Origin of the sequence: Streptomyces sp. NBC_00286, assembly GCF_036173125.1 — a bacterium.
GTDB lineage: Bacteria > Actinomycetota > Actinomycetes > Streptomycetales > Streptomycetaceae > Streptomyces.
Genome location: NZ_CP108054.1, coordinates 6,323,361 through 6,342,902, shown reverse-complemented (window position 1 = coordinate 6,342,902; position 19,542 = coordinate 6,323,361). Strand labels below are relative to the sequence as shown.

Here is a 19,542-nt window from a genome sequence, read left to right as displayed (position 1 = left end):
TGGCCCGTCGGGTGGTTCAGGTGCTTACATCATGTCCTCGATGTCCGCTGCGATCGGGTCTGCGTCCGTGCCGATGACGACCTGGATCGCCGTGCCCATCTTGACGACGCCGTGGGCGCCGGCGGCCTTCAGGGCGGCCTCGTCGACCAGGCCCGGATCGACGACCTCGGTGCGCAGTCGCGTGATGCAGCCCTCGACCTCTTCGATGTTGTCGATGCCGCCGAGCCCGGCGACGATCTTCTCAGCCTTGGTGGCCATTTCTTTCTCCCTGATGTCAAAAAGGACGTGTTCTCGGGGCCGGGACGCGACTCGCCGCGGGTCCGCGACAGCACATCCTTACGGCACTGGTCTACACCACACGACGGGTGCGGCGAAACCCGGTCGGTCAACCATCGGACAAACCCACAGGCATCACATGCCGTTGACCTCGGCCCAGTGCCGACGGAGTGTCCGGGGGCGGGACGGTCGACAGCGGACCGGGGCGCGGCACAAGGGGCCGCACGGGCAAGGAAGTTGACGCTCTTATGGTGGTGACGGGTGCTCAGACGGGCACGCACACCAGGGTCATTTGCGCTGAACATCACCATTTGACTGGTATTTCCAGGGTGACAAATTGACGGGTTCCTTATCTGGCCTTCACCGTGCTACAACATGGTCTACACCACTGAGTGGTGTAGACCATGCCCGCCCATTGGAGGCACCATGAGCACCGCCACAGCCACGGCGGCCCCCGCTAAGAAGTGGGGATCCGGCCTGTTCCAGGGCCTGCAGAAGATCGGCCGCAGCCTGCAGCTCCCCATCGCCGTGCTTCCGGCGGCGGGCATCCTGCTGCGTCTCGGCCAAGCCGATGTGTTCGGCGACGACGGACTCGGCTGGCACAAGGTCGCCTCCGTCTTCGCGACCGCCGGCGGCGCCGTATTCGACAACCTGCCGCTGCTCTTCTGCATCGGCGTCGCGATCGGCTTCGCCAAGAAGTCGGACGGCTCCACCGCGCTCGCCGCACTGGTCGGCTTCCTCGTCTACAGCAACGTACTGAAGGCGTTCCCGGTCACCGAGGCCAAGGTCCAGGACGGCGCGGACATAGCCGCGACCTACAACAACCCCGGTGTCCTCGGCGGCATCATCATGGGTCTGCTGTCCGCCGTGCTGTGGCAGAAGTTCCACCGCACCAAGCTGGTCGACTGGCTCGGCTTCTTCAACGGCCGCCGTCTGGTCCCGATCATGATGGCCTTCGTCGGCACCTTCATGGGCGTCTTCTTCGGCCTGGTCTGGGAGCCGATCGGCGAGGTCATCTCCGACTTCGGCACGTGGATCACGGGTCTCGGCGCCTTCGGCGCGGGCCTGTTCGGTCTGATCAATCGCGCGCTGATCCCGGTCGGCATGCACCAGTTCGTGAACTCCGTCTCCTGGTTCCAGATCGGCGACTTCACGAACGCCGCGGGCGAGGTCGTGAACGGCGACCTGAACCGCTTCTTCGCCGGTGACCCGACCGCCGGACAGTTCATGACGGGCTTCTTCCCGATCATGATGTTCGGTCTGCCGGCCGCCGCCCTCGCCATCGCGCACACCGCCCGTCCCGAGCGCCGCAAGGCCGTCACCGGTCTCATGGTCTCCGTCGCGCTGACCTCCTTCGTGACCGGTGTCACCGAGCCGATCGAGTTCGCGTTCATGTTCATCGCCCCGCTGCTGTACGTGATCCACGCGGTGCTCACCGCCCTGTCCATGGCGATCACCTGGGCGCTCGGTGTGCACGCCGGCTTCACCTTCTCGGCCGGCGCGATCGACTACGTCCTGAACTGGAACCTCGCGACCAGGCCATGGCTGATCATCCCGATAGGCCTGGTCTTCGCCGCCGTCTACTACACCGTCTTCCGCTTCGCCATCATCAAGTTCAACCTCACCACCCCGGGCCGCGAGCCCGAGGAGGAGGTCGAGGACCTGACCAAGGCGTAATCCCGCCCGTCCCCGCGGAAAGGCCCCCTCAGCCACTCGGCTGAGGGGGCCTCCGTATGCCCGTACGGATGGGCCAGGACCGTGCTGACGCGCCGGAGGGGCTAGATCTCGTACGTCGCCCTCGGCGCCGCCAGTTCCACCGGGCCGGTGTACGTCTCGCGGGCGTCCGCGAGGTTGACCTGGGGGTCCGTCCACGGCGGGATGTGGGTGAGGACGAGGCGGCGGGCGGCGGCGCGGGCGGCGATCTCGCCCGCCTCGCGGCCGTTGAGGTGCAGGTCGGGGATGTTCTCCTTGCCGTGGGTGAACGCGGCCTCGCAGAGGAACAGGTCGGCGTCCCGGGCGAGTTCGACGAGCGGGTCGCAGACGCCCGTGTCGCCGGAGTACGTGAGCGTCCGGCCGCTGTGTTCGACGCGGATGCCGTATGCCTCCACCGGGTGGCTCACCTTCTCGGTGTGCACGGAGAACGGGCCGATCTCGAAGGAGCCCGGTTTGACCGTGTGGAAGTCGAAGACCTCGCTCATGGAGGAGGCGCTGGGGGTGTCGGCGTAGGCGGTGGTGAGGCGGTGCTCGGTGCCCTCGGGGCCGTAGACCGGGATGGGGGCGGCGCGGCCGCCTTCGTGCCGGTAGTAGCGCGCCACGAAGTAGGCGCACATGTCGATGCAGTGGTCGGCGTGCAGGTGGCTGAGGTAGATCGCGTCGAGGTCGTAGAGACCGCAGTGGCGCTGCAGCTCGCCAAGGGCACCGTTGCCCATGTCGAGGAGCAGCCGGAAGCCGTCGGCCTCTACGAGGTAGCTCGAGCAGGCCGATTCCGCGGACGGGAACGACCCCGAGCAGCCGACGACGGTGAGCTTCATAAAGCAGAAACCTCCGCTGGCGGGGAGTGAAGTCGGGGGTCGTGCGGTCCGTCGAGCGTAAGGCGCAAAACCTCCGGTCGCTCCTCCGTAAGGGGGTCTTGTGGGCGAACTCACCTGCGGCGTCACTGAATCGGGGGTGCTTTCGCCCCCGCCGCCCTTACCCGTCCCATACCAAGGGGCTCCGCCCCTGGACCCCGCTGGGGCTGCCGCCCCAGACCCCGCCCTCGGGGCTGCGCCCCGGACCCCCTCGGGGCTCTGCCCGGACCCCGGCCATGGGCTGCGCCCTTGGACCCGCTCGGGGCTGCGCCCCGGACCCCGTTTCGGGGGCCAGCCCCCGAACCCCCGGTCCTCAAACGCCGGACGGGCTGATTTTGGCCTGGGCTGATGACGGCGCCGCCTCGGTTGAACCTTGCAGCCGAGGCTGGCATTACTCAGCCCGTCTGGGGGCACCTCTGGGGGCACCCCCAGCGGTAGCTGGGGGAGTTTGAGGACGAGGCCGCCAGGCCGATGGGGGTCTGGGGCGGAGCCCCAGCGGGGTCCAGGGGCGGCTGGTGGGGGCTCGGGGCGGAGCCCCTGGTGGGGGCTCCGGGCAAAGCCCCAGGGGCGGGCTCGGGGCAAAGCCCCTGGTACGGGCTCGGGGCAAAGCCCCTGGTGCGGGCTCGGGGCAAAGCCCCTGGTGCGGGCTCGGGGCGAAGCCCCGGGGGACGGGAATGGGTAGGGGCGGCGGGGGCGCAAACAACCCGCGCCCGCCCCCGCTACGCCCAAAGCTGACCCTGCAGCCTCTCGATGGCCTCCTCCGTCGTCGTCGCCGTGTAGACGCCCGTCGACAGGTACTTCCAGCCGCCGTCGGCCACGACGAACACGATGTCCGCCGGTTCGCCGGCCTTCAGCGCCTTCTTGCCGACGCCGATCGCCGCATGCAGCGCAGCCCCCGTGGAGACGCCCGCGAAGAGCCCCTCCTGCTGCAGCAGCTCCCGCGTGCGCGTCACCGCGTCGGCGGAGCCGACCGAGAAACGCGTGGTCAGCACGGACGCGTCGTACAACTCGGGAACGAAGCCCTCGTCGAGGTTCCGGAGGCCGTAGACGAGGTCGTCGTAGCGCGGCTCGGCGGCGACGATCTTGACGTCCGGCTTGTGTTCGCGGAGGTAGCGGCCGACGCCCATCAGGGTGCCCGTCGTGCCGAGGCCCGCGACGAAGTGGGTGACGGAGGGGAGGTCGGCGAGGATCTCGGGGCCGGTCGTCGCGTAGTGGGCGCCCGCGTTGTCGGGGTTGCCGTACTGGTAGAGCATCACCCAGTCGGGGTGCTCAGCCGACAGCTCCTTGGCCACGCGTACGGCCGTGTTGGAGCCCCCGGCCGCGGGGGACGAGATGATCTCGGCGCCCCACATGGCCAGCAGATCCCGGCGTTCCTGCGAGGTGTTCTCGGGCATGACGCACACGATGCGGTAGCCCTTGAGCTTGGCGGCCATGGCCAGGGAGATGCCGGTGTTGCCGCTCGTCGGTTCGAGGATGGTGCAGCCGGGCGTGAGGCGGCCGTCCTTCTCCGCCTGCTCGATCATGTGCAGGGCAGGACGGTCCTTGACCGAACCTGTCGGGTTGCGGTCCTCCAGCTTCGCCCAGATGCGGACGTCGGCGGACGGCGAGAGCCGCGGCAGGCGCACCAGGGGGGTGTTGCCCACCGCGGCCAGCGGGGAGTCGTAGCGCATCAGGGATCAGAGCCCGGTCAGACCATGCCGCCGGCTACCGCCGGCAGAATCGTCACGTTGTCGCCGTCGGTCAGCTTGGTGTTGATGCCGTCGAGGAAGCGGACGTCCTCGTCGTTGAGGTAGACGTTCACGAAGCGGCGCAGTTCGCCGCCGTCCACGATGCGAGCCTGGATGCCCGAGTGGCGGGTCTCGAGGTCGGCGAACAGATCGGCGAGGGTGTCACCGGTGCCCTCCACCGCCTTTTGACCGTCGGTGTACTGGCGGAGGATGGTGGGGATGCGGACCTCGATGGCCATGGTTGCGGGCTCCTGTCGGAAGAAGTCAGGTCGGTGGGCGCGCGACAGCGCGGAATTGCAAGGTGGTACGCGATAAACCGCGCCGCGGCTCTCACAGCAGCCGTACGGCGGCAGGCGGCATCAACAGATGGCGCTGGCGAGCCTGCACAGATCGACGTGCAGCCGCGCCACGAGCAGCATGCCCGGCGTCTTGTCGCTCACGTCGTGGGAAACCATGGGCTCATCGTATCGATTCCCGGTCCGGGTCCTGGAATGTGATCTCACATCGTGGATGATTTTTGCCCGCATCGCGGGATCAGTAGGCCTGTACGACCTTGACCTCCTCCTCCGTGACCTCGCCCTCGACGATCCGGTACGAACGGAACTGGAAGTCGCCGAGTCCGTCGGTGTCGGCGGTGGACACCAGCACGTAGTGGGCGCCGGGCTCGTTGGCGTACGAGATGTCGGTGCGGGACGGGTACGCCTCGGTGGCCGTGTGGGAGTGGTAGATGACGACCGGTTCCTCGTCGCGGTCGTCCATCTCGCGGTACAGCTTGAGGAGATCGCCGGAGTCGAACTCGTAGAACGTGGGCGACATGGCCGCGTTCAGCATGGGGATGAAGCGCTCGGGGCGGTCCGTACCCGCCGGGCCCGCGATGACGCCGCAGGCCTCGTCGGGGTGGTCCTTGCGGGCGTGGGCGACGATCTGGTCCACGAGGGCCTGGGTGATGGTGAGCATGCTCGTCAGGATAAGCAGAGGGGCCGCCGCGTACCGAGGAGTGGTACGCGGCGGCCCACATGCTGAGCGCAATGGCCGCTGAGCTGCGGCGCGGCTCGGATCAGTCGAGCGAATCAGTCGAGCGACTTCGCGGGCTGAGCTTCCTCGGCCACGTCCGGCAGGCCCGCCTTACGGCGCTTGACGAACTCCAGGAAGGAGTTGAGCTCGCGCTTGACGAAGGGGGTGAGCAGGTAGAGGCCGATGATGTTGAACACCGACAGCAGGAAGAGCGCCGAGTCGGCCAGGCTGATCAGCGTGTCGAGGGAGAGCAGGGAGCCCGCGACGACGAACAGGCTCCAGAGGGCCTTGAAGACGGTCTCGCTGGTCTTGCTCTTGCCGAAGAGGTACGACCATGCCTTGAGGCCGTAGTAGCCCCAGGTCAGGATCGTGGAGAAGGCGAAGAGCAGCACCGCGACGGTCAGCACGTCCGGGAACCAGGGCAGTACGGTCTCGAAGGAGTCGGAGGTGATGGTGACGCCGCCGATGTCCTCGCCCGCGCGGGCCTCGGCATAGCTGGGCGGGTTGGCGATGGCGATGGTCAGCGCGGTCATGGTGCAGATGATGACCGTGTCGATGAACGGCTCCAGCAGTGCGACCAGACCCTCGCTCGCCGGGTGCTTGGTCTTGACCGCGGCGTGGGCGATCGGGGCGGAGCCCAGACCGGCCTCGTTGGAGAAGGCCGCGCGCTGGAAGCCGACGATCAGGGCGCCGAGCACACCGCCGGCGACACCGTCGGCCTGGAATGCGCCGTCGATGATCTTCTGAATCGCGTCGGGCACCGCGCTGATGTTCCCCACGATGACGACAATGCAGGCCACGATGTACAGGCCGGCCATCGCCGGGACCAGCCTGCTGGTGACCGAGGCGATGGAGCGGATGCCGCCGAGCAGTACGAGGCCGACCAGCGCGGCGACGACCAGGCCGAAGAGGATGGCGCCGGCGGAGGAGGCCATGAAGCCGTCCTCGCCGCCGAAGGTCGAGGCGACCTGCGCGTAGCTCTGGTTGGTCTGGAACAGGTTGCCGCCGAACAGGCCGAAGAAGAGGATCATGATGGAGGCCAGTACGGCGAGCACCTTGCCGAACTTGGCGCCACCCTTACCGAAGCGCTCGGCGAACCCCTTGGGCAGGTAGTGCATCGGTCCGCCGGAGACGGTGCCGTCCTCGTGCTCTTCGCGGTACCTCACACCGAGGGTGACCTCGACGAACTTGGTGGCCATGCCCAGCAGGCCGCACAGGATCATCCAGAAGGTGGCGCCGGGGCCGCCGATGGAGACGGCGACGGCGACACCGGCGATGTTGCCGAGGCCGACGGTGCCGGAGACGGCGGCGGTCAGCGCCTGGAAGTGGTTGACCTCACCGGGCGAGCCGTCCTCGTCGTACTTGCCGCGCACGACATCGAAGGCGAGCTTGAACCTGCGAACCTGGATCAGCCCGAACCAGGTGGTGAAGACCAGGCCCGCGATCACGAGCCAGGCGACGATGAGCGGAAGCTCGGTGTCGCCGACAGGCACGGCATAGAAGACGAAATCGCCGACATGCTCCGCGACGGGTTCGAAGAAATCGCTGACGGCGTCGTCGATGGAATTGGTGACGGACTCGAGTGACATGAGGTCTACCTCGGTAGAGCGGGGACGTGCTGGCGTGGCGCAGCAGTTGGGGGGACAGATAGCAGCAGTGGGGGGTCAGGTAAAGGGACGGTGCGCGCAGGGCAAAGGCCGACCCACATTGGAGTGGGGAAGTCGTATCACGTTCCCCACCAGGCCCTGAGTGACCGAAGTCACACAAAAACGCCCCTGGGGCACAAACTCCCAGGGGCGGTAACGCGATCGTTATCCGGATTTGAGCGTCTTCTGAGCGAACACGAAGTCCGCTCACCTCATGGCATGAGCGTCTCCACGAGCGTCTCCTGGAGGCCGCCCAGCCACAGATACGCCATCACCATCGGCTTGCGCGGATCGTCGTCCGGCAGCCGGTAGAGGAGGTCGGTGTCCTCCTCGTCGACGACATCGAGCCGGGAGCCGATCGCGAGCCGCAGATCGTTGAGGGCGCCCAGCCACTGCTGGGACTCCTCCGTCGACAGCTTGAGTACGGCCCCGCCCTCGCCGGCCGAGGCGAGCGCGTCCAGGGAGCGGATCACGGCAAGGGCGTTGTCCCGCTTGCCCGCGCGCAGGTCGTTCTCGGTGAAACGGCGGAACTCCGCGGAGTACTGGCGCTGTTCCTCGGCCTGCTCGGGCGAGGTGGCCTCCACGTCGGGCCCGCTGTAGGCGTCGGGGAAGAGGCGCTGCAGTACGGGGTCGGCGGGCGGCTCGCTGGGGCCCTCGGAGAACAGCTCGGCGAGCGGGTCCTCGGTGGCATCCTCCGCGGGTCCGGGACCGATGAGCTCCAGGAGCTGAACCGCAAGCGAGCGGATGATGGAGATCTCGACCTCGTCGAGGGCGACGGCCGCGCCGCCGCCGGGGAGCGGTTCGAATTGTCCTGGCATGGAGTGAGTTCGCTACTTCCGGTCCTGCTGGAGGGTGGCCCACAGACCGTAACCGTGCATGGCCTGCACATCGCGCTCCATCTCCTCGCGGGACCCGCTGGAGACGACGGCACGGCCCTTGTGGTGGACGTCGAGCATGAGCTTGGTGGCCTTGTCCTTCGAGTAACCGAAGTACGTCTGGAAAACGTACGTCACATAGCTCATGAGGTTGACCGGGTCGTTGTGCACGATCGTGACCCAGGGGACATCCGGCTCGGGTACGGCGGAGACCTCCTCCGCCGACTCGGTCTTTTCGATCTCTAGAGGTGCGGGAGCCGTCACATGGCCCATGCTGCCACCAGAGGGGGGTACGCGGCCAAACGGCCCCCGCGGGAACGCCGTACGGAAGGCGCCGTGAACCTCACATCGTAGAAATCGTCAGAGTGACGAGATTGGCGGTATCATCCTTGCCATGCTGCATACACCGGGGGACAACCCCCGGACCCCCGGCCGACCCCGGGGCACCGGAGAGTCACTGCGAGGAGAGCTTTCGTGGGTGTAGCGGAGCTTGGGTTGCCTGTGGACGTCCCGTCGACAGCGCTCTTCACGGATCACTACGAGCTGACCATGCTGCAGGGCGCCCTCGAGGGCGGCACCGCCGAGCGGCGTTCGGTCTTCGAGGTCTTCACGCGGCGGCTGCCGGAGGGGCGGCGCTACGGGGTCGTCGCGGGCACCGGGCGGGTCCTTGACGCGGTCGAGAACTTCCGGTTCGACGCGGATGTGCTCGGCTTCCTGCGCGAGCGCCGCGTCGTGGACGAGCCGACCCTCGAGTGGCTGTCCTCGTACCGCTTCAGCGGCGATGTGTGGGGCTATCCCGAGGGCGAGGTCTACTTCCCCGGATCGCCGATCCTGCGCGTGGAGGGCACGTTCGCGGAATGCGTGCTCCTGGAGACGGTGATCCTTTCGATCCTCAACCACGACTCGGCGATCGCCGCCGCCGCCTCCCGGATGGCCTCGGCCGCGGGCGAGCGGCCGCTGATCGAGATGGGCGCCCGGCGCACCCATGAGCTGGCCGCCGTGGCGGCCTCCCGCGCGGCGTACGTCGGCGGCTTCACGACGACCTCCGACCTGGCCGCGGGCTTCCGCTACGGCATCCCCACCGTCGGCACCAGCGCCCACGCCTTCACGCTGCTGCACGACAGCGAGCGGGACGCCTTCCAGGCCCAGGTGCACTCGCTGGGCCGGGGCACGACGCTGCTGGTGGACACGTACGACGTGGCCGAAGCCGTACGGACGGCCGTCGAGATCGCCGGGCCCGAGCTCGGCGCCGTGCGCATCGACTCCGGTGACCTGCTGCTGGTGGCGCACCGGGTGCGGCAGCAGCTCGACGAGCTGGGCGCCTCCGACACGAAGATCATCGTGACCTCGGACCTGGACGAGTACGCGATCGCCTCGCTGGCCGCGGCGCCCGTGGACGCGTACGGAGTGGGCACCCAGCTGGTGACGGGATCCGGCCATCCGACGTGTTCGATGGTCTACAAGTTGGTCGCGCGTGCCGAGTCGGCGGATCCGCAGGCTCCGCTCGTGCCGGTGGCGAAGAAGTCGATGGGCGGCAAGACGTCCATCGGCGGCCGGAAGTGGGCCGCGCGGCGGCTCGACGAGGAAGGTGTCGCCGAGGCCGAGGTGATCGGCACAGGCGCCGTTCCGGCGGAGCTGGCGGACCGTCAGCTGCTGGTGGAGCTGATAAAGGGCGGCGAGGTCGTCGCCCGCGAACCTCTGGACGTCGTACGCGAACGGCATGCGGCCGCCCGCGCCAACCTGCCGCTGTCCGCGACCCAGCTGTCCCGCGGGGAGGCGGTGCTCCCGACCGAATACGTCTGAGCACGCCCGCGTACGCCCGATGCGTGCGCCTGGGTACGCCCGATTGCGTCCGGCATGTGGGAAGTTCCGGTCAGCGCGTATCCGGCACACAACTCCGGACAGCCTCACCCCGAAGACGAATGAACCGGCGGTGAGGGGGAACAGCAAGGCCAATGCCCGCCCCGGGGCCCCGTATGGGGGTAGGACCTACACCTTGAGGACACGACCATGCGCCGCGCACTGATCGTCGTCGACGTGCAGAACGACTTCTGCGAGGGAGGCAGCCTCGCCGTGCCCGGAGGGGCAGACGTGGCCGCCGCCATCACGGAGCTGATCGGGCAGGCGCCCGCCGGCTACCGCCATGTCGTGGCCACCCGCGACCACCACATCAACCCGGGCGACCACTTCTCCGAGAACCCCGACTACGAGCACTCCTGGCCCAAACACTGCGTGGCCGGCACGGAGGGCGTGGGCTTCCACCCGAACTTCGCCCCGGCGGTCGCCTCCGGCGCGATCGACGCGGTCTTCGACAAGGGCGCGTACGCCGCGGCGTACAGCGGCTTCGAGGGCGCCGACGAGAACGGCGTCACGCTGGCGGACTGGCTGCGTGCCCGCCAGATCACCGAGGTCGACGTGGTCGGCATCGCCACCGACCACTGCGTCCGCGCCACCGCGCTGGACGCGGCCCGCGAGGGCTTCCGTACGAACGTGCTGCTCGACCTCACGGCCGGGGTGGCCGAGGAGACCACCGAGCGGGCCCTGGAGGAGCTGCGCGAGGCGGGTGTGGAGCTCACCGGGAAGCCCATCGTTTAGCCGGTTCAGCGGGCTTGGCGGGTTTGGCGGGTTTGGGAGCGGCGGGCCGGGAAGCCTGCGCGCCTGGAGCCGTACGCCGCTTCAGGGCCCGGATCGGGCGCCACAGCTCCGTGGCGGTGGCCGTGGTGTCGCCGCCGGGAGGCGTGCGCCATATGAGGCCGTCGGGATGGTGCAGGACCGCGGTGATCTCGTCGGGGGTCGGCGGCTCGGCGTTGCCGCGCAGATAGACCGCCCGCATGCCGAGGTTGCGTACCCGCGTCAGCGCGCGGGCCCGGTTCTGTGCGTGCACGAGAATGCGTACACAGCCGGTGCCGCCCATGGCGGAGGGGGTGGGCAGGTTCAACGCCACCACCACACTGCCGTTCGGCAGCTTGCAGAAACCTCCTGCGGCCACATCACACCCCCGTGAGAAACAGTGTCAATAAGAGAGCCACAGCACGCACCTAAACACGATCGGCCGCCAGCCGCCAGAGGCCCCTGGACGATCATGCACTGACCTGCCGGAACGTCATTTATTTCGACTTGGTCAAGGCCGTCTCCATGATCGTCGAGGCGTCACGGGGCTCCTTCCCGAGCGTGATCTTGATGCCGGTGTCAGTTATCCGCTGCGGAACGCCGCGTGGTTGGTGTAGCGCTCAACCGGCGCGCCGGACCGTCCAGTTGGTGGACTCCATGACTCCGTGCGCCCCCCGTGCAACGGCACCGTGTGTTAGGTCACGCTTACCGCTGGTTCCACTCGGGCAGACAGCCGATAGAGTCGGCTGGCGGCGCGCTGGACAACAGCGGATTGCCAAGTCGAGACCGTTGTCACCCCCTGATTCGTATCCGCAACCTCCCCCTTGGCGAGAGGCACGGGGGGAGACCCCCGACCCGAGGAACGCTCATGCCTCGTCCGACCGCCGCACAGCTCGCCTACGGCTCCTGCACCGTGATCTTCTCCACCCTCGCCATGCTGCTGCTGTCTCAGACGAGTTCGGGCCCGGGAATCGCGGTGATCGCGCTCTCCGCTCTCGCCCTCGGCCTACTCGTGGCCATGACGGTGCCCGTTCCGAAGAAACCGGCCGCACCGGTCGCCGCGCCCGTCGCCACCCGGCAGCGTGTCGCCGAATCCGTTCCGGTCGCGAGCGGCAGCAAGCGCTGACCGCGCCGCTCGGCTCGCATCGAACCGCCCGACTCAGCCGGTGCTGACCACCACGGTCTTCGCCGGCTTGTCGTGCAGCCCCTGCTTGTAGGGCTTGTCGAAGAAGCTCCAGCCGCCCGTGATCACGGTCCAGATGCAGGCGCAGCAGAACGCGAACGGCAGCCACAGGACCAGCGCGCGGGTCAGCGAGTTCTGCCAGGAGGGCGTCGAGCCGTCTTCGAGGTTCGCCACCCGCATACGGAACAGCTTCTTGCCGAGCGTCTGCCCGTCCCTGGCGGTCAGGATGGTGTCGTACGCGACGTAGAGCACCGCGGCGATCACGGACTGGCCGAGGGACTCGCTGTACTGGACGGTCCCGTTGTCCGTGCCGTAGTCGGTGGCGCCGAACGCCCACGCCAGCAGCCACGACACGGCGCCCACCAGGATCATGTCGATGATCCGCGCCAGTACGCGCTTGGGGCTGTCGCCGAGGGGCGGCATCCCGGCGAGGGGCTCGTTGCCGTACGGGCCGCCGCCGTAGGGGTCGCCCGCGTACGGCGGGGGTGTGGTCCCCTGGCCCTCCGGGCCCTCTGACGGAGTGCCGTACGGAGAGCCGCCGCCCTCGCCGGGTGGCGGCTGACGCTTCTTGAACGGATCGTCTTCCGGGGGAGGCGGCGGCTCGGTCGTCATACCTCGAGTCGACCGCGAAGCAACCGGTGGCGCAATGGGCGGGGAGCCGTCCGGGCTAGCTGCTTCCCGGAGGCTGCGGGCGGGTGCGTGGGTCGCCTCGTGGGTCAGCCCCCGGCTCCACCGGCCACCTCAGCCCATTGCGTCAGCCCGCTACGAACGTATGCGCCGCCTTGTCATGCCAGCACTGCCGCCACGGACGGTCGAACAGGCCCCACAGGACGCCCAGGACACCGATGCCGAGGAGTCCGGGGACACTGTAGACGAGCCAGCGGCGCAGGGCCGCGCCGAACGTCGGGGGCTCGCCGCCCTCGATGTCGCGCACCTGGAGGCCGCACAGCTTCTTGCCGAGCGTACGGCCCCACTTGGCGGTGGGCAGCGCCTCGTACAGGACCCCGAAGAGCAGCAGGACGGCGAGGACGATGCCGAGGTACGCACCTGTCGTGCCGTCCAGCAGCCAGACCGTGACGGTCTCGCCGGACAGCTTGGCCGCGTCGATCTTGTCGTTGACGTGGTCGACGGCCCTGACGCCCAACGGCACGGCAGCCGCACCCGTGACGGCGCCCAGTACCAGCGAGTCCACGAACCGGGCGACCAGCCGCTTGCCCAGCCCGGCGGGACGCGCGGACGCCTGCGCCCGTGCGGCGGCCTGGAACGGGTCCTCGGACACCGGCTTCCAGGGGACGACGGGCGGCTCGTTCTCGGCCCCGGCGAGACGGTGCACCTGCTGGGCCCAGGAGGGCTGTCCACCGCCGACGCCCGGGGCCATGGGGGTGGACGACTCTGGCGTAGAAGGCGCGGAAGGTGCGGAAGGGGTGGCCGGAGAGGCCGGGGAGTCCGTGGACTGGGCGGGTACGGCAGGGCTCTGCGTACCGGCCGTCGAGGCGGAGGCGCCTTGGGCGAGACCCGCGCGGGCGGCGGCGGTCGGGCTTCCCGTGGCCGGGGCCTCTGTGGCCGGGCCGGCGCCGCCCGCCGTCGGGCCCGGGACCTGCGGGTCGCGCAGTTGCCGCTGCCGCGGAGTGACGGCCCGGAACGCCATCGTGCCCTCGGAAGCGAGAGGGTTACGGGCCTTGGGGACGCCGGAGGCTCCACCGTTGGGCCGCGGCGAGCCGGACCCGGGCGAGGCGTCCTGGCGCGCTCCGGACGGCTTCTCCTCCGAGCCCGCCGCCGGTCGCACCCGCCCTGTGGGTCTGCGGAACCGGACGGTGCCGCCGGAAGCCGGAGGCTGCGCGCCCTGGACGTCCCCGGTGTCCCCGGGCTTGTCCTCGATGCGGTCCTCGGACTTGGGCGCGCGGAACGTGACCGTGCCGTCGGTGTGCTCGGACCTGCCCTCCGGCTGGGCCGGCTCGGACGGTACGCGCGGATCGGCGGGAGAACCCCAGGAGACCCGGCGGTCCTGTTCACCGCCGAAACCGGTCTGCCGGGAGCGGTCGGCGCCCCACGCGGCCGCGGGCTCGGGCCGGCTGCCGTGCTGGGCCTCTGCGGGCGAGGGGGCCGCGGCGGGCGGGTCCTCGTCGAAGAAGTGCGGGCCCGTCTCCTCCGGGACGCCGGGGCCGGTGGCGGCCGGGGCCGCGCGGCCACCGGGTGGCGTCGGCAGCGACTCGCCGGCGGACGGCGCCGGTCGGCTGGTGCCGGGCACCCACGAGGCACCGTTCCAGTACCGGACGTATCCAGGAATGGACGGGTCCGGGTAATACCCTTCGCGGGGCCTGTCGTCGCCGGGGGCCGGGGTTGGGGCGCTCATGTCCGTCGTCCCGTATCTGCTCGGGGGTCGTTTGGGGGATCCACATCTATCAGACCGGAGCAACGGTCACGTCCGGTCCGCCAGTACCTACCCCGTTCGGGCAAGGTTCCGCCACGCCTTCCCGAATACCGGACTGCTCACACACCGGACCGCTCAATATCTGACGGTGGGTCAAAAGACCTTGCCGGGGTTGAGGATGCCCAGCGGGTCGAAGGCGGTCTTGATCGCGCGCTGCATCTCCAGGCCCACCGGGCCGATCTCGCGGGCCAGCCATTCCTTCTTCAGGATGCCCACGCCGTGTTCGCCGGTGATGGTGCCGCCGAGTTCCAGGCCGAGGGCCATGATCTCGTCGAAGGACTCGCGGGCCCGGCGGGACTCGTCGGCGTCGCCGGCGTCGAAGCAGACGGTGGGGTGGGTGTTGCCGTCGCCGGCGTGGGCGACGACGCCGATGGTCAGCTGGTGCTTCTCGGCGATCCGCTCGACGCCCTCGATCAGATCGCCGAGCCGCGATCGAGGCACGCACACGTCGTCGATCATCGTCACGCCCCGGACCGCTTCCAGCGCGGTGAGCGACAACCGCCGTGCCTGGAGGAGCAGTTCGGACTCGGCGAGGTCGTCGGCCGGGACGACCTGGGTGGCGCCCGCGGCCTCGCACAAGGCGCCGAGCGCGGCGAGGTCGGCGGCGGGGTCCGTGGTGTCGAAGCCGGCGAGGAGCAGGGCCTCGGTGGTTTCGGGCAGGCCCATGTTCGCCAGGGCGTTGACGGCCTTCACCGTCGTACGGTCCATCAGTTCGAGGAGGGACGGCACATGCCCGCCCTCCATGATCCGGCATACGGCATCGCAGGCGGCGGCCGCGGAGGCGAACTCGGCGGCCAGCACAAGCTGCTGCGGCGGCTGCGGCTTGAGCGCCAGTACGGCCCGTACGACGATGCCGAGCGAACCCTCCGAGCCCACGAACAGGCGGGTCAGGTCGTACCCAGCGACGCCCTTGGCCGTACGGCGGCCGGTGGACATGAGGCGGCCGTCGGCGAGGACGACGTCCAGGCCGAGCACGTACTCGGCGGTGACCCCGTACTTCACACAGCACAGGCCGCCGGAGGCCGTGCCGATGTTGCCGCCGATCGTGCACATCTCCCAGCTGGAGGGGTCCGGCGGGTAGTACAGGCCGTGTTCGTTCACGGCGCGGGACAGCGTGGCGTTGATGACGCCGGGCTCGACGACGGCGATCCGGTCGACCGGGTTGATCTCGAGGATGCGGTCCATCTTCGTCAGGGACAGCACGATGCAGCCCTCGGAGGCGTTGGCGCCGCCCGACAGTCCGGTGCGGGCGCCCTGCGGGACGACCGGGACGCGCAGCTCCGTGGCGATGCGCATGACGTGCTGGACCTCTTCGACGGTCCGCGGCAGCACGACGGCGGCGGGGGTGCCGGCCTCGCAGAAGCTGGCCATGTCGTTGGCGTACGAGACCGTGACGTCCGGGTCGGTCAGGACCGCCTCGGCCGGCAGCCTTGCGAGCAGACGGTCGAGAAGGTTCCCCGTCACTTCATCGCGAGGGGCTTCGATACGGCTCATGATCACAGCGTCGCATCCGGGGGCGACGGTGTGAACCCCACGAAGCGCTCCGCTGGACAGGCGGTTCGAAGCTGCGGGTCCGGTTGTGGCTGGTCGCGCAGTTCCCCGCGCCCCTAAGAGGCCTGCGGCCTCCTCAGGGGCGCTGTAACCGGCCGGTCAGAGGTTGCCCCTCTTCTCCTGCTCCCTCTCGATCGCCTCGAACAGCGCCTTGAAGTTGCCCTTGCCGAAGCCCATCGAGCCATGCCGTTCGATGATCTCGAAGAAGACGGTCGGACGGTCCTGGACCGGCTTGGTGAAGATCTGCAGCAGATAGCCGTCCTCGTCTCGGTCGGCAAGGATCTTCAGCTCGCGCAGGGTCTCGATGGGGACGCGGGTGTCGCCGACCCACTCCCCCAGCGTGTCGTAGTACGAGTCCGGCGTGGCCAGGAACTGGACTCCGGCCGCCCGCATGGTGCGTACCGTCTCGACGATGTCGTTCGTGTTCAGCGCGATGTGCTGGACGCCGGCGCCGCCGTAGAACTCCAGGTACTCGTCGATCTGGGACTTCTTCTTGGCGATGGCGGGCTCGTTGATCGGGAACTTGACCTTGAGCGTGCCGTCCGCGACGACCTTCGACATCAGCGCGCTGTACTCGGTGGCGATGTCGTCGCCCACGAACTCCTTCATGTTCGTGAAGCCCATGACCTTGTTGTAGAAGCCGACCCATTCGTTCATCCGGCCGAGCTCGACATTGCCGACGCAGTGGTCGATGGCCTGGAACGTGCGGTGGGCGGGCGGCTCGACGATCGGGTCGGCGCTCACGAAGCCAGGCAGATACGGGCCGTCGTATCCCGTGCGCTCGACGAGGGTGTGCCGGGTCTGCCCGTACGTGGCGATCGCCGCGAGGACGACGGTGCCGTGCTCGTCCTTCATCTCGTACGGCTCCTCGACCGAGCGGGCGCCGTGCTCGATCGCGTACGCGTACGCCCTGCGCGCGTCCGGGACCTCGATGGCGAGGTCGATCACGCCGTCGCCGTGCTCGGCCACATGCTCGGCGAGGAAGTGGCCCCAGGTGGTGGCGGGCTTGATGACGGAGGTGAGGACGAAGCGCGCCGAGCCGTTGGTCAGGACGTACGAGGCGGTCTCGCGGCGGCCGTTCTCCGGTCCGGAGTAGGCGACGAGCTTCATGCCGAAGGCGGTGGAGTAGTAGTGCGCCGCCTGTTTGGCGTTGCCCACGGCGAAGACGACCGCATCCATTCCCTTGACCGGGAACGGGTCTGCGTCGCGCGCGGTACCAGGGGTGTGGTGGATGGTCTCAGTCATGGCGTTACGCTCCCTCCGTTCCGCAAGATGCGCAATAGTTCGCGTATTCACTGGACAATGTGCGCAGTGAGCGGCTCGTAGGATCGGGCCTTCTGTACAGGATGACCACCCCGGAGGTCCGTATGGCAATCGATCAGCTGGACGGCCGGCTTCTCGTGCTGCTGGCGCGCGAGCCGCGGATCGGGGTGCTGGAGGCGTCCCGGCGGCTGGGTGTCGCCCGCGGGACGGTCCAGGCCCGCCTCGACCGCCTCCAGTCGAACGGCGTCATCCGCGGATTCGGCCCCCAGGTGGACCCCGCGGCGCTCGGGTACCCCGTCACGGCGTTCGCGACCCTCCAGATCCGGCAGGGCCAAGGCACGGACGTACGGGCGCACTTGGCGACCGTGCCGGAGGTCCTGGAACTGCACACGACGACGGGCAGCGGCGACATGCTGTGCCGCCTCGTCGCCCGCTCCAACGCCGATCTTCAGCGGGTGATCGACCGGGTCGTGGGCTTCGAGGGCATCGTGCGGGCCGCCACGGCGATCGTCATGGAGAACCCGGTACCGCTGCGGATCATCCCGCTGGTGGAGCAGGCGGCGGAGGATCAGGCGTAGCCGGGCTGGGTGTTCAGCAGCTGGTCAGGCATAGCCGGCCTGGGTGTTCAGCAGCTGGGGACGGAGCCGCGGCCCGTCTCCAGGGCGCGGAGGGATTCGACCGTGCCCTTCAGCGTCGTCACCGGGATCAGCCGCAGCCCCTTGGGCAGCTCCGACTCCGCGTCCGAGCACTCGGCCTTCGGTACGAGGAAGACGGTCGCCCCATCGCGTTTGGCGGCCTGCGTCTTGAGGGCGACACCGCCGACGGCGCCCACCGTGCCGTCCGCGTCGATGGTGCCGGTACCCGCGATCGTCCGGCCACCGGTGAGGTCCCCACCTCTGCCGTCACCGTCCAGCTTGTCGACGATGCCGAGCGAGAAGAGAAGCCCGGCACTGGGACCGCCGACGTCGGCGAGCTTCAGGGTGACCTTGATGTCGTCCGGGTCCTCGCCGAGGTAGTTCAACGCGGCCTCGGTGGCGGTGTTCTGGGACTCCCGCATCTCCTCGGCGTTGTACTCCTCGATCTCCTTGACGGTGTCCCCACTCGGATACACGGAGTCCCGCGGCATCACGGCCCGGTCGGTGTCGAACCACCCGTCGACCACATCCACCAGCCGCACATCGGCATCGGGCCCGGTAGCCACGATGGTCGTCATCCGCAACTGCCCACGCGCGTCATGAGTCTCCGCCCCACTGATGGTGATGACGGGCTCCCCCCGGTTCTCCCCCAGCACATCAGCGGTCATCCCCGGCTGAGCCACAGCAAACGGCAACGGCACAAAGACCGTCACGGCGAGAAGAGCCACGACGGGCAGAGCGCAGAGGGCAAGGGCCCGGGGACGAGATAGGCGAGAGAGCACGGGATCAATCTAACGTGAGGGGGATTTCCGGCCGCGGGCTGGTGGGCGCCCTTGGGGCAGGGGGTTGCGCCCGTAAGGGGCGCGGGGCTGTGTCAATTTGCGGCTCCGCCGCGTGGGCGCGACAAGCCACAACGAACCCGCAGCCGCGACACAACGTGTCACCCCCACCCCAGTAGGCACCCCACAAACCCACCCACCCGCGGTAGGCGCTCACCCGCCGGAGGCAGCGGGGCCTGGGGGCGCAGCCCCCGGTTTCGGGAAGGGGCGGGGCTGGGGAAAGAAAAACCGCAGCTAGCGCAACGCCTCGGCCACTTCCTTGGCCGCGTCCACAACCCGCGGCCCCACCCTCTCCGGCACGGAATCCGCAAGCATCACGACCCCCACACTCCCCTCCACCCCGGTAACCCCCAGCAACGGCGCAGCCGCACCACTCGCTCCGGCCTCCAACTCCCCATGCGTAAGCGTGTACCCGGGATCGTCAACGGTCCCCGCAGCCGCCCGCGCCGCAAGAATCGCCTTACCCGCAGCCCCCCGATCCAACGGATGCCGAAACCCCGCCCGATAAGCCACGTGATAGTCCGTCCACGTCGGCTCCACCACAGCAACAGCCAACGCTTCCGTCCCATCGACCAGAGTCAGATGAGCAGTCGCCCCGATGTCCTCGGCCAACGACCGCAACGCGGGCAACGCAGCCTCACGTACCAGCGGATGCACCTGCCGCCCCAGCCGCAGCACCCCGAGCCCCACCCGGGCACGACCACCCAGATCGCGGCGTACGAGAGCGTGCTGCTCAAGCGTGGCGAGCAACCGGTACACAACGGTCCGGTTCACCCCGAGCTTGCTGGACAGCTCGGTGACGGTCAGCCCGTGATCGGTGTCGGCGAGCAACTTGAGGACACGCAGTCCTCGGTCGAGCGTCTGAGAGGTCTCCGCGGTCACGACGCCCACTCCTTAGTGGTGAGAGTCGACGGCCCCCTCCGCG

Annotated in this window: 20 protein-coding genes and 1 pseudogene; 5 read left to right on the top strand and 16 right to left on the bottom strand. The window is 69.0% G+C overall.

Annotated elements, in window-relative coordinates:
- Positions 1-24 precede the first annotated feature (24 nt).
- The gene (locus OHT21_RS29245; RefSeq protein WP_328774260.1) at positions 25-273 is read right to left on the bottom strand and encodes a PTS glucose/sucrose transporter subunit IIB; all 249 of its coding nucleotides are present in this window, start codon (positions 271-273) and stop codon (positions 25-27) included.
- Between the two features lie 429 nt (positions 274-702).
- On the opposite strand from OHT21_RS29245, the gene OHT21_RS29240 reads away from it, so the two are divergent.
- Positions 703-1,953, top strand: a complete 1,251-nt coding sequence (locus OHT21_RS29240; RefSeq protein ID WP_328771270.1) for a PTS transporter subunit EIIC — start codon at positions 703-705, stop codon at positions 1,951-1,953.
- A gap of 101 nt (positions 1,954-2,054) precedes the next feature.
- On the opposite strand, the gene OHT21_RS29235 is transcribed toward OHT21_RS29240, so the two are convergent.
- The 8 genes from OHT21_RS29235 to clpS form a co-directional block, all read right to left on the bottom strand.
- Positions 2,055-2,807, bottom strand: coding sequence for an MBL fold metallo-hydrolase (locus OHT21_RS29235; RefSeq protein ID WP_328771269.1), 753 nt, complete (start codon positions 2,805-2,807; stop codon positions 2,055-2,057).
- A gap of 755 nt (positions 2,808-3,562) precedes the next feature.
- Positions 3,563-4,513 (bottom strand): PLP-dependent cysteine synthase family protein, encoded by a 951-nt coding sequence (locus tag OHT21_RS29230; protein WP_328771268.1) that lies wholly within the window; start codon positions 4,511-4,513, stop codon positions 3,563-3,565.
- Between the two features lie 17 nt (positions 4,514-4,530).
- Positions 4,531-4,809: a MoaD/ThiS family protein gene (locus tag OHT21_RS29225; RefSeq protein WP_328771267.1), complete on the bottom strand. Its 279-nt coding sequence runs from the start codon at positions 4,807-4,809 to the stop codon at positions 4,531-4,533.
- A gap of 120 nt (positions 4,810-4,929) precedes the next feature.
- Positions 4,930-5,025: a putative leader peptide gene (locus tag OHT21_RS29220; RefSeq protein ID WP_004000920.1), complete on the bottom strand. Its 96-nt coding sequence runs from the start codon at positions 5,023-5,025 to the stop codon at positions 4,930-4,932.
- Between the two features lie 79 nt (positions 5,026-5,104).
- Positions 5,105-5,527 (bottom strand): M67 family metallopeptidase, encoded by a 423-nt coding sequence (locus OHT21_RS29215; protein WP_328771266.1) that lies wholly within the window; start codon positions 5,525-5,527, stop codon positions 5,105-5,107.
- Between the two features lie 113 nt (positions 5,528-5,640).
- Positions 5,641-7,173, bottom strand: coding sequence for an alanine/glycine:cation symporter family protein (locus OHT21_RS29210; protein WP_328771265.1), 1,533 nt, complete (start codon positions 7,171-7,173; stop codon positions 5,641-5,643).
- Positions 7,174-7,442: 269 nt separating this feature from the next.
- A complete protein-coding gene (locus tag OHT21_RS29205) occupies positions 7,443-8,048 on the bottom strand; it encodes a DUF2017 domain-containing protein (RefSeq protein ID WP_328771264.1) in 606 nt (201 codons plus the stop codon).
- A 12-nt stretch (positions 8,049-8,060) separates the two neighbouring features.
- Positions 8,061-8,378: an ATP-dependent Clp protease adapter ClpS gene (clpS, locus tag OHT21_RS29200; protein ID WP_328771263.1), complete on the bottom strand. Its 318-nt coding sequence runs from the start codon at positions 8,376-8,378 to the stop codon at positions 8,061-8,063.
- A gap of 201 nt (positions 8,379-8,579) precedes the next feature.
- On the opposite strand from clpS, the gene OHT21_RS29195 reads away from it, so the two are divergent.
- Positions 8,580-9,908: a nicotinate phosphoribosyltransferase gene (locus tag OHT21_RS29195; protein WP_328771262.1), complete on the top strand. Its 1,329-nt coding sequence runs from the start codon at positions 8,580-8,582 to the stop codon at positions 9,906-9,908.
- A gap of 207 nt (positions 9,909-10,115) precedes the next feature.
- Entirely contained in the window at positions 10,116-10,700 is a 585-nt protein-coding gene (locus tag OHT21_RS29190; RefSeq protein WP_328771261.1) for a nicotinamidase, read from the top strand.
- A 58-nt stretch (positions 10,701-10,758) separates the two neighbouring features.
- On the opposite strand, the pseudogene OHT21_RS29185 reads toward OHT21_RS29190, so the two are convergent.
- A pseudogene (locus tag OHT21_RS29185) lies at positions 10,759-11,094 on the bottom strand (hypothetical protein); the annotation flags it as partial.
- Between the two features lie 489 nt (positions 11,095-11,583).
- Here OHT21_RS29185 and OHT21_RS29180 point away from each other — a divergent pair.
- Positions 11,584-11,841, top strand: a complete 258-nt coding sequence (locus OHT21_RS29180; RefSeq protein ID WP_328771260.1) for a hypothetical protein — start codon at positions 11,584-11,586, stop codon at positions 11,839-11,841.
- A gap of 33 nt (positions 11,842-11,874) precedes the next feature.
- On the opposite strand, the gene OHT21_RS29175 is transcribed toward OHT21_RS29180, so the two are convergent.
- The 4 genes from OHT21_RS29175 to hppD all read right to left on the bottom strand — a co-directional run bounded on the left by OHT21_RS29175 (position 11,875) and on the right by hppD (position 17,125).
- Positions 11,875-12,510, bottom strand: coding sequence for an RDD family protein (locus OHT21_RS29175; protein ID WP_328771259.1), 636 nt, complete (start codon positions 12,508-12,510; stop codon positions 11,875-11,877).
- A gap of 142 nt (positions 12,511-12,652) precedes the next feature.
- On the bottom strand, positions 12,653-14,251 hold the full coding sequence (locus OHT21_RS29170; RefSeq protein WP_328771258.1) for an RDD family protein: 1,599 nt from the start codon (positions 14,249-14,251) through the stop codon (positions 12,653-12,655).
- 171 nt (positions 14,252-14,422) lie between these two features.
- The gene (locus tag OHT21_RS29165) at positions 14,423-15,829 is read right to left on the bottom strand and encodes an FAD-binding oxidoreductase (protein ID WP_328771257.1); all 1,407 of its coding nucleotides are present in this window, start codon (positions 15,827-15,829) and stop codon (positions 14,423-14,425) included.
- Positions 15,830-15,979: 150 nt separating this feature from the next.
- Positions 15,980-17,125: a 4-hydroxyphenylpyruvate dioxygenase gene (gene hppD, locus OHT21_RS29160; protein WP_328771256.1), complete on the bottom strand. Its 1,146-nt coding sequence runs from the start codon at positions 17,123-17,125 to the stop codon at positions 15,980-15,982.
- Positions 17,126-17,247: 122 nt separating this feature from the next.
- Here hppD and OHT21_RS29155 point away from each other — a divergent pair, with 122 nt between their 5' ends.
- Positions 17,248-17,721 carry an Lrp/AsnC family transcriptional regulator gene (locus OHT21_RS29155; protein WP_328771255.1) on the top strand — a complete coding sequence of 158 codons (474 nt, stop codon included), beginning with the start codon at positions 17,248-17,250 and terminating at the stop codon, positions 17,719-17,721.
- Positions 17,722-17,768: 47 nt separating this feature from the next.
- Here OHT21_RS29155 and OHT21_RS29150 read toward each other — a convergent pair whose 3' ends face one another.
- Positions 17,769-18,560: a S16 family serine protease gene (locus OHT21_RS29150; RefSeq protein ID WP_328771254.1), complete on the bottom strand. Its 792-nt coding sequence runs from the start codon at positions 18,558-18,560 to the stop codon at positions 17,769-17,771.
- 291 nt (positions 18,561-18,851) lie between these two features.
- Positions 18,852-19,499 (bottom strand): IclR family transcriptional regulator, encoded by a 648-nt coding sequence (locus OHT21_RS29145; protein WP_328771253.1) that lies wholly within the window; start codon positions 19,497-19,499, stop codon positions 18,852-18,854.
- Between the last annotated feature and the right edge of the window lie 43 nt (positions 19,500-19,542).